2 protein-coding genes are annotated in these 10,154 nt (G+C 74.3%); both read left to right on the forward strand.

Features of this window, described 5'->3' with window-relative positions; all coding sequences use genetic code 11:
* Positions 1-130 precede the first annotated feature (130 nt).
* Positions 131-2,899 (forward strand): LuxR C-terminal-related transcriptional regulator, encoded by a 2,769-nt coding sequence (locus ACH4S9_RS22255; RefSeq protein ID WP_398373645.1) that lies wholly within the window; start codon positions 131-133, stop codon positions 2,897-2,899.
* Positions 2,900-2,957: 58 nt separating this feature from the next.
* The coding region (locus ACH4S9_RS22260) for an SDR family NAD(P)-dependent oxidoreductase (RefSeq protein WP_398373646.1) at positions 2,958-10,154 on the forward strand (7,197 nt) is incomplete at its 3' end.

The raw sequence follows: 10,154 nt of genomic DNA on the forward strand, positions 1-10,154 counted from the left end.
GCGAGGCCGTCGGAGCGCGGCGGGCGGGGCTCCGCCGCCGCGCGAGGGTGACTCCGCCGAGACTCGAGCGCGCCGGAACACACTGCGGTCCGGAAGTAGTCATGAGATGTGACATGAGTCCTGGAGGGCCATGCTCATTGAACGGAGCGCGCACACAGCCCTGGCAGAGGCGACGCTTCATGAGTGTGCGGCAGGCGCATTCCGGCTGTTGATCGCCGAGGGCGGGCCAGGGTGCGGCAAGAGCGAATTCCTGAAGCGATTCCTCGGGATCGCGGCCGAATCCGGTGCCGTTGTCCTCGACGTCCCCGGTCTGCCCGACGACCGCGCCACTCCTCTCGGGCTCGTACGGCGGCTGGCCGGGCACCCGGCGCTGCCGGACCGGACCCGCGAACGGCTGCGGCTCGCAACGGCACAGGACGCGGCCGACGCCACGGAGCCGCTGCGTGCGCTCTCCATATCCGCGCCGGTGGTGATCGCGGTCGACGATCTGCACCACGCGGACCAGCCATCGCTGCGGCAGCTGCTGCATCTCGCACACCACGCCCGCTCGGCCAGGATCCTGCTGATCGGCACGGAGGGCCCGTACGACCGGGGCGGCGACCCGCTGCTCGGCACCGAACTGCTGCGCCACCCCGGCTTCCGGCGCATCACGCTGGACCCGCTCAGCCCCGAAGGCGTGACCAGGCTGGTCGGGACCCTCGGCACCCTCGGCGACCAGCAGGCGGATGGCCGCCGCGGCGCCGAGTGCTACGCCATGACCGGCGGCAATCCGCTGTTGCTGCGGGCCCTGCTCCAGGACCGGTGGGCGGCGCCGGACACCGGCGGCCGGGGCCCGCGGCCCACCGCCGGGGGACCGTTCCACCAGGCGGTGGCGGCCTGTCTGGCCCGCACCGGCACGCCCACCCGGGACGTCGCCGGGGCGCTCGCCGTGCTCGGCCCCTCCGCCACCCCCGCCCTGCTGAGCCGGTTGCCGGGACTGGACACGGCCGCGGTGGCCCGCGCCCTCCAGGTCCTGGAACTGAGCGGGTTGACGGACGGACACCGCTACCGGCACCCGGTCGTCACCGCGGCCGCACTCGACCACCTGGACGCCGACGACCGGCGGCTGCTGCACGAGCGCAGCGCCCTGTTGCTGCACGACCAGGGTGCCCGGGCCACCGAGGTCGGCGAGCATCTGCTCGCCGCCCAACCCACGGCCCCCGCCTGGGCGGTCGCCGTACTGCGCGACGCCGCCGCCGAGGCCCTGGTGGACGACGACGCGCCCGCGGCGATCCGCTATCTGGATCTCGCCTGCCGCGCCTGCCAGGAACCGCCCCAGCGGGCCGCGACCCGGATCGCACTCGCCGCCGCCCTCTGGCGGGTCAACCCCTCCGCCGCCGAGCACCACGTCGGCGAGACGCTCGCCGACCTGCACACCGGCGCACTGGCGGACGGCGACACGGCCCCGCTCGTACGGCTGCTGATCGGTTTCGGCCGACTGGAGGAGGCGAGCCGGGCGCGGGCCCGGCTGGAGGCGGCCGGCCACCCGCACAGCGGTCCAGGGCCGGATCCCGACCCGGCGCGGCCGTCGGTGGTGCACCCCTGCCCCTGGCCCGTCGAGCCCGAGGAGAACCGGCCGCAGCCCGCGCCCGACGCGGCCGCCCCCCGCGAGCCCTGGGACGAGACCCCCGGCGCCGGCACGGCCGCCGCCATCTGGGGCATCCCCGGCCCCGGCACCAGCGAGGCCGCCGCCGACGAGGCCGAACGGCGGCTGCGCGCCTGCCCGCTGCTGGACGGCACGCTGGCGGTGGTGGCCAACGCCGTACGGACCCTGCTGCGGGCCGGCCGGACGGCCGAGGCCGACGAGTGGTGCCACCGGCTGCTGAAGGAGGCCACGACCCGGCGCTCGCCGGGCTGGGAGGCGGAGTTCCTCGCCATCCTCGCCGAGATCGCCCTGCGCAAGGGGGCCCTGCCGGACGCCGAGGAGCGCGCCCGGCAGGCCCTGGCCTGCCTGCCCGGCCGCGGCGGCAGCGTCCTCGTCGGAGGTCCGCTCGCCTCCCGGCTCCACGCGTACACCGCCATGGGCCGTTACCACGACGCGGCCCGCGTGCTGCACCACCCGGTGCCGGCCGCGCTGTTCCAGAGCGTGTACGGCCTGGCGTACCTCCGCGCCCGCGGCCACTACCATCTGGCCACCGACCACACCCGCGCCGCGCTCCGCGACTTCCTGGCCGTCGGCCGTATGGCACAGTGCTGGGGCCTGGACCACCCCGCCCTGCTGCCCTGGCGCACCGACGCCGCCCAGGCGTTCCTGCGGCTCGGCGAGCGCCCCGGGGCGGCGCGGATGATCACGGAACAGCTGTCCTGCGCCCGCCTGTGGAGCGACCCGCACACCCGGGGCGTCTCGCTGCGGCTCCGGGCCCGGGTCGCCGCCGCGCCGGAGCGCCCGCACCTGCTCACCCAGGCCGTCGAGGTGCTCCAGCAGTGCGGGGACCGGCTCGAACTCGCCCGGGCGCTCGCCGACCTGGGTGCCGCCTACCAGAGTGTCGGCGAGTCGGTCCGGGCCAACAACGTGAGGCGCAGGGCGTGGCGGATGGCCGAGGAGTGCGGTGCCAAGGCGCTGTGCGACAGCATTCTGCCCCGGCAGGCGATGTGCGGCGGGGACCGGCCGGACCCGCCCGGCCGCGACCAGGGAGCGGGACTCAGCGAGTCGGAGATGCGCGTGGCCATCCTCGCCGCGAACGGCAACTCGAACCGCGAGATCGCACTACGGCTGTGCGTGACGATGAGCACGGTCGAGCAGCATCTGACGCGTGTTTACCGCAAGCTGCGCATCAGCCGTCGCCAGCAACTGCCGAAGAGCCTGATCGGCCCGGTGGGGACACGGGCGACAAACCACAAAGAGCTGTCCTCGTTCTGACGAGCCGTTCGAACACACCGTCCGTGAATCCACGGAAGTCCGCAGGTTGGAGATGCCGATGGCCGCTGCCCCCGACAAGGTGATCGAGGCGCTCCGGGCCTCTCTCAAAGCCAATGAGCGGCTGAAGGAACAGATCCACAGACTCACCACGGCCGCGCGGGAGCCCATCGCCATCATCGGCATGGCCTGCCGCTATCCCGGCGGGGTGGCCTCGGCGGAGGACCTGTGGGGGCTGGTGGCCGACGGCCGGGATGCCATCGGCACCTTCCCCGACGACCGCGGCTGGGACGTGGAGCGGCTCTACGACCCCGACCCCGACCGGGCCGGCACCTCCTACACCCGACACGGCGGTTTCCTTTACCACGCGGGCGAGTTCGACCCGGGCTTCTTCGGCATCAGCCCGCGCGAGGCGCTGGCGATGGACCCCCAGCAGCGGCTGCTGCTGGAGATCTCCTGGGAGGCGTTCGAGCGGGCCGGGATCGACCCGGCTTCGGCGCGCGGCAGCCGGACCGGGGTTTTCGCGGGCGTGATGTACCACGACTACGGCTCCCGGCTGCACACCGTCCCCGAAGGGTTCGAGGGCTACGTCGGCAACGGCAGCGGCGGCGGCGTGGCGTCGGGCCGGGTCGCCTACACCCTCGGACTCGAAGGCCCGGCCGTCACCGTGGACACCGCCTGCTCCTCCTCACTGGTCGCCCTGCACCTGGCCTGCCAGGCGCTGCGGGCGGGCGAGTGCACCCTCGCCCTGGCGGGCGGCGTGACGGTGATGTCCACCCCCAGCCTGTTCGTCGAGTACTCCCGGCAGCGCGCCCTGGCGGCCGACGGCCGCTGCAAGGCGTACGGGGCCGGGGCGGACGGCACCGGCTGGGCCGAAGGCGCCGGGATGCTCCTGGTGGAGCGGCTCTCCGACGCCAGGCGGCTCGGCCACCGGGTACTTGCGGTGGTACGGGGCAGCGCCGTCAACCAGGACGGCGCGAGCAACGGCCTCACCGCCCCCAACGGCCCCGCACAGCAGCGCGTCATCCGGCAGGCGCTGGCGAGCGCCGGGCTGTCCGCGTCCGAGATCGACGCGGTCGAGGGACACGGCACGGGCACCAGGCTCGGCGATCCGATCGAGGCGCAGGCCCTGCTGGCGACCTACGGCCAGGGGCGGCCCGGGGACCGGCCGCTGTGGCTCGGCTCGATGAAGTCCAACCTCGGCCACGCACAGGCGGCCGCCGGCGTGGGCGGGGTCATCAAGATGGTGATGGCCATGCGGCGCGGGACGCTGCCGCGCACGCTGCACGCGGACGAGCCGTCGCCGCACATCGACTGGGACTCGGGCGCGGTGCGGCTGCTGAAGGAGCCCATCGCCTGGCCGGACCACGACCGGCCCCGCCGCACCGGAGTGTCCTCCTTCGGGGTGAGCGGCACCAACGCCCACATCATCCTCGAAGCGGCGCCCCACCCGGAAACCGGCGACGGACCCGAGCCGCCCGACGCGCCCGGCCATGCCGTGACGGGGCCGCTGCCCTGGCCCGTGTCGGGCGCCACGGCCGAGGCGCTGCGCGCCCAAGCGGCCGAACTGCGCCGCTTCGTGGCGGCCGACGAGCGGCTGAACCTCGCCGACGTCGGACACACCCTGGTGTCCGGCCGGTCCGACCTCGCACATCGCGCCGTCGTCCTCGGCGCCGACCGGGAAACCCTGCTGCGCGGGCTGGACGCCCTGGCCGGGGGCGAGCCGGACGACAGCGCGACCGTGCGGGGCGTGGCCGCGGCCGCGACCGGCGCGGGCGTGGTGTTCGTCTTCCCGGGACAGGGCGGCCAGTGGGCCGGCATGGGGCTGCGACTGCTGGAAACCTCGACCGTCTTCGCCGACCGGATGGCGGCGTGCGAGGCGGCGCTGGCACCCTATGCCGAATGTTCGCCGCTGGACGTCCTGCGCCGGGACCCCGAGGACCCGGTGTGGGAGCGGGCCGATGTCGTTCAGCCGGTGCTGTTCTCCGTGATGGTGTCGCTGGCCGGGCTGTGGCGCTCGTACGGCATCGAACCGGACGCCGTACTCGGCCACTCCCAGGGCGAGATCGCCGCCGCCCACGTCTGCGGCGCGCTGACCCTGGACGACGCGGCCAAGGTCGTCGCCCTGCGCAGCCGGGCCCTGCAGACCCTGCGCGGCAAAGGCGGCATGGCCTCCGTACCACTGCCACCGGACCAGGTCGGCGAGGTGCTGCGGACGGCGTGGCCGGACCGGCTGTGGGTTGCCGCCGTGAACGCCCCCACCGCCACCGTGATCTCCGGCGACGCGGAAACCCTGGCGGAGGCGCTGGAACACTACCGGGACCAGGGAGTCGACGCGAAGCGGATCCCGGTCGACTACGCCTCCCACTGCCCGCACGTCGAAGCCGTGGAGAAGGAACTGCTGAGCGCCCTTGGGGGGATCACCCCCCGGGCCGCCGACATCCCCTTCTACTCCACCGTCGACAACCAGTGGGCCGACACCAGCGGCCTCGACGCCCGGTACTGGTACCGCAATCTGCGCCGGCCCGTACGGTTCGCCGAAGCGGTCCAGGCCCTCGGCGCCGCCGAGTACCGCACCTACATCGAGGCCGGCCCGCACCCCACCCTCACCCCAGCCATCCAGGACACCACCGAGGCCGGCGGCGCCCCGGCCACCGTCGTAGGATCCCTGCGCCGCGGCGAGGACGACGCCCGCCGCATCCTGACCTCGCTGGCCCTCGCCCACACCCACGGCCTGCCCGTCGCCTGGGACCGCCACTACCGGGCACAGGCCGCCGCGCCACACCAGGTCGAGTTGCCCACCTACGCCTTCCAGCGCCGCCGCTACTGGCTGGACGCCCCCACGACGGCCGGGGACGTCACGGCCGCGGGGCTGTCCCCGGCCGGACACCCACTGCTCGGCGCGGCGGTCGGGCTCGCCGAGGGCGACGGACATCTGCTCACCGGACGGCTCTCCCCGCACACCCACCCCTGGCTCGCCGACCACGCCGTCGCCGGCGCCGTCCTCCTCCCGGGCACCGCGTTCGTGGAGCTGGCCACGCACGTCGGCGAACGCCTCGGCTGCCCCAGACTGGAGGAGCTCACCCTGCACACCCCGCTCATCCTCCCCGAGAGCGGCGGCGTGGCATTCCAAGTGGCCGTCGGCGCGGCGGACGACACCGGCCGCCGCGAACTGAGCGTCTACGCACAGCGCGACGACGACCCCGCACAGCACACGGCCGGCGAGGTCGCGTGGACACGGCACGCCACCGGCACACTCGCCGTGGACGGGGAAGACAACGGCGCCGACCCCATTCCGGCGGCCTGGCCCCCGCCGGGCGCCCAACCCCTGGACCTCGACGGCCTGTACGACCGGATGGCCGCCGCCGACTTCGCCTACGGCCCGGCCTTCCAGGGGCTGCGCGCCGCCTGGCGGCACGGCGAGGAGACCTACGCCGAGGTACGGCTCCCCGACCATGTCGCCGACGCGCCCCGTTTCGGCCTCCACCCCGCCCTGTTCGACGCAGCGCTGCACGCCCTGGCCCTCGACGGCGGCCGACCGGCCCTCGACGGCGGCCGGGAACGGGAGGACGACGCATCCGACCAGGGTCGGCTGCCGTTCGCCTGGCGCGGGGTCCGCGTACACACCGCGGGCACCTCAGCGCTGCGCGTACGGCTGCGGCCGCTGGGGCCGGACGAGGTGGCAGTCGACGTGGCCGACGAGACGGGCGCCCCGGTGGCCTCGGCCGAGTCGCTGGTTCTCCGGCCGGTGGCGCCGGAGAACCTACGGGCCCTCGGCGGCCGGCTGCGCGACGCTCTCCACATCCTGGAATGGCCCGTCGCGCCCGAGCCGTCCACGGTGGCCCTCGGACGATGCGCCGTGCTGGGCGACACCACCCCCGGATGGGCGGTCGCGCTGGAGGCGGCGGCCGACGGGCCCGTGCGGCGATACCCGGACCTCGCCGCACTGACGGCGGCCCTGGACGCGGGCGACCCGCCGCCGGACCTGGTGTTCGTGAGCTGCCCCCCGGCGGCTGCCGGGCCCGACGACACGACGATCGCCGACGTTCACACCCGCACCCGACAAGCGCTCGAACTGCTCCAGGGCCGACTCGGCGAAGCGCGGCTGGCCGACACTCGACTGGCCCTCGTCACCTGCGGTGCGGTGGCCACCGCACCGCAGACAGACCGTGTCGACGACCCCGCCGCCGCTGCGGTCTGCGGACTGGTGCGATCCGCCCAGGCCGAGGAACCCGACCGCATCCTCCTGATGGACCTGGACCCGGCTGAGGAATCGTGGGCCGCGCTGCCGCGCGCGGCAGCGTTGGGCGAACCACAGGTGGCCATCCGGGCCGGCCGCCTGCACGTGGCCCGGCTGGTGCGAGCCGACACCCAGACGGACGCTCTCCTCGTGCCGCCACAGAGCGGCGGCTGGCGCCTGGACTGCGCCGAGACCGGCACGCTCCAAGGGCTGGTGCCGGTGGCGTCCTCCGCAGACACCGCCCCGCTGGGCCCGCGCCAGCTACGGATCGCGGTACGCGCCGCCGGGCTGAACTTCCGCGACGTCCTGGTGGCCCTGGGAATGGTCCCCGGACAGCGGGGGCTGGGCAGCGAAGGCGCGGGGGTGGTGCTCGAGGTCGGTCCTGAGGTGGCCGACCTCGCGCCCGGAGACCGGGTGATGGGTGTGTTCGCCGACGCGTTCGGCCCGATCGCGGTCGCCGAACGGGCCACCGTGACCCGCTTCCCCGACCACTGGTCCTTCGCGCAGGCCGCCGCCGTCCCCGTCGTCTTCGCCACCGCCTACTACGGGCTGGTGGACCTGGCGCAACTGCGCCCGGGGGAGTCGGTGCTGGTACACGCCGCGGCGGGCGGGGTGGGAATGGCCGCCGTCCAACTGGCCCGCCATCTGGGCGCCGAGGTGTACGCCACGGCGAGCCCCGGCAAATGGGACACCCTTCACACCCAGGGCATTCCCCGAGAACGCATCGCCTCGTCCCGCACCCTGGACTTCGCGGACCAGTTCGCCGACCGGTTCGGCGAGCGGAGTTTCGACGTCGTCCTCAACTCCCTGGCCCAGGAGTACGTCGACGCCTCGCTGCGTCTGCTGACCGACGACGGCGGCCGGTTCCTGGAGATGGGCAAGACCGACATCCGCGACCCGGAGGAAGTGGCGCGGGCGCACCCCGGCGTCACCTACCGGGCGTACGACCTGATGGAGGCCGGGACCGAGCGCGTCGGGGAGATCCTGCGGACCGTGCTGCGGCTGTTCGACGAGGGCGTGCTGACCCCACTGCCGCTCACCTGCTGGGACATCCGGCAGGCCAGGGACGCCTTCCGCCATCTCCAGCAGGGGCGCGCCATCGGAAAGAACGTGCTCACCCTGCCTCGCACCGCCGATCCTGACGGCACCGTCCTCATCACCGGAGGCACCGGCACCCTCGGCGCCGCACTCGCCCGCCACCTGGCCGCCACCGGCCGGGCCCGGAATCTGCTGCTGATCAGCCGCCGCGGCCTCGACGCGCCGGGCGTGTCAGAACTCATCGCAGAACTTGAGGAGTTGGGCGCACAGGCGACCGTCGCCGCCTGCGACGCGGCCGACCGAGCCGCGCTCGCCGAACTGCTCGGGCAGCTGCCCGCCGAGCACCCGTTGACCGCCGTCATCCATGCCGCGGGCACACTCGACGATGCCACCATCGGCTCCCTCACCCCTCGCCACCTCGACACCGTTCTGGCCGCCAAGGTCGATGCCGCCCGGCATCTGCACGAGCTGACGCGTCATCTGGACCTGGCAGCGTTCGTGCTCTTCTCGTCCGCCGCGGGAGTTCTGGGTTCGCCGGGGCAGGGCAACTACGCGGCGGCCAACGCCTTTCTCGATGCGCTCGCCCACCAGCGGCGGGCGGCGGGGCTCCCGGCGGTGTCCCTGGCCTGGGGGCTGTGGGAGGAGGCCAGCGGAATGACCGGCCACCTCGACCGGACCGACCACACCCGCATGGCCCGCTCCGGCCTCCGGCCACTGGCCACGGACGAGGCCCTGGCGCTGTTCGACACCGCTCTCGCCGGTGGCCCACCGCTGCTCCTCCCGGCCCGGATCGACACCAGGGCGCTACGCGGCACCACTCCGCCGCCCCTGTTCCGGAGCCTGGTACGGCCCACCGGCCACCGGCCGGGCCCCGCCACTCCCGACGGCAGCTCCTCCCTGCGAGCCCGGCTCTCCGGGCTCGACCCTGCCGGACAGAACGAGGTGCTGATCACCCTCGTCCGCGGCCACGCCGCCACGGTCCTCGGCCACCCGAGCCCCGACGCCATCGCCCCCGACGCGACCTTCCGCGACGTCGGCTTCGACTCCCTCACCGCCGTGGAACTCCGCAACCGCCTCAAGGACGCGACCGGACTGCGGCTCCCCGCCACCCTCGTCTTCGATCACCCCACGCCTGCTGCCCTCGCCCAGCACCTGGGGGAGGGCCTCCTGGGCGCCGCCGATACGGTCACCCTGTCGCCCACCCCCACCGCGTCCGGGGCCGGGGCGGGAGCGGGGGTGGCGACTGGGGCGGATGAGCCCATCGCCATCATCGGTATGGCCTGTCGCTACCCGGGCGGCGTCCGCACCCCCGAGCAACTCTGGGACCTCGTCGCCTCCGGCACCGACGCCATGAGCGGATTCCCCACCGACCGCGGCTGGGACCTGGACCGCCTCTACGCCCCCTACGACCAGAGCCGGCCGGGCACCACATACACCCGACACGGGGGTTTCCTCCACGACGCAGGGAAGTTCGACGCCGGATTCTTCGGGATCGGCCCGCGTGAGGCGCTGGCGATGGACCCGCAGCAGCGGCTGCTGCTGGAGGCTTCCTGGGAAACTTTCGAGCACGCCGGAATCGACCCCACGTCGGTGCGGCGGAGCCGGACCGGAGTGTTCGCCGGTGTGATGCCGACGGACTACGGCCCCCGGCTACACGACACGGTGGCCGAGGTCGAGGGCTATGTCCTCACCGGAAACTCCGGCAGCGTCGCGTCAGGGCGCGTCGCGTACACCTTCGGCCTGGAAGGACCCGCGGTGTCGGTGGACACGGCGTGTTCGTCGTCTCTGGTGGCCCTGCACCTGGCCTGCCAGGCGCTGCGGGCGGGGGAATGCTCCATGGCGCTGGCGGGTGGGGTCACCGTGATGGCGACACCCGGAGCCTTCGTGGAGTTCGCGCGGCAGCGTGGGTTGTCGGTGGATGGGCGGTGCAAGGCGTATGGGGCTGGGGCGGATGGTACGGGGTGGGCTGAGGGTGTGGGG

Source organism: Streptomyces sp. NPDC021225 (assembly GCF_044332865.1).
Lineage (GTDB): Bacteria > Actinomycetota > Actinomycetes > Streptomycetales > Streptomycetaceae > Streptomyces.

Excerpts from the sequence above, each read along its gene's own strand:
- ACH4S9_RS22255 (WP_398373645.1), top strand. The coding sequence starts at position 131 with ATGCTCATTGAACGGAGCGCGCACACAGCCCTGGCAGAGGCGACGCTT.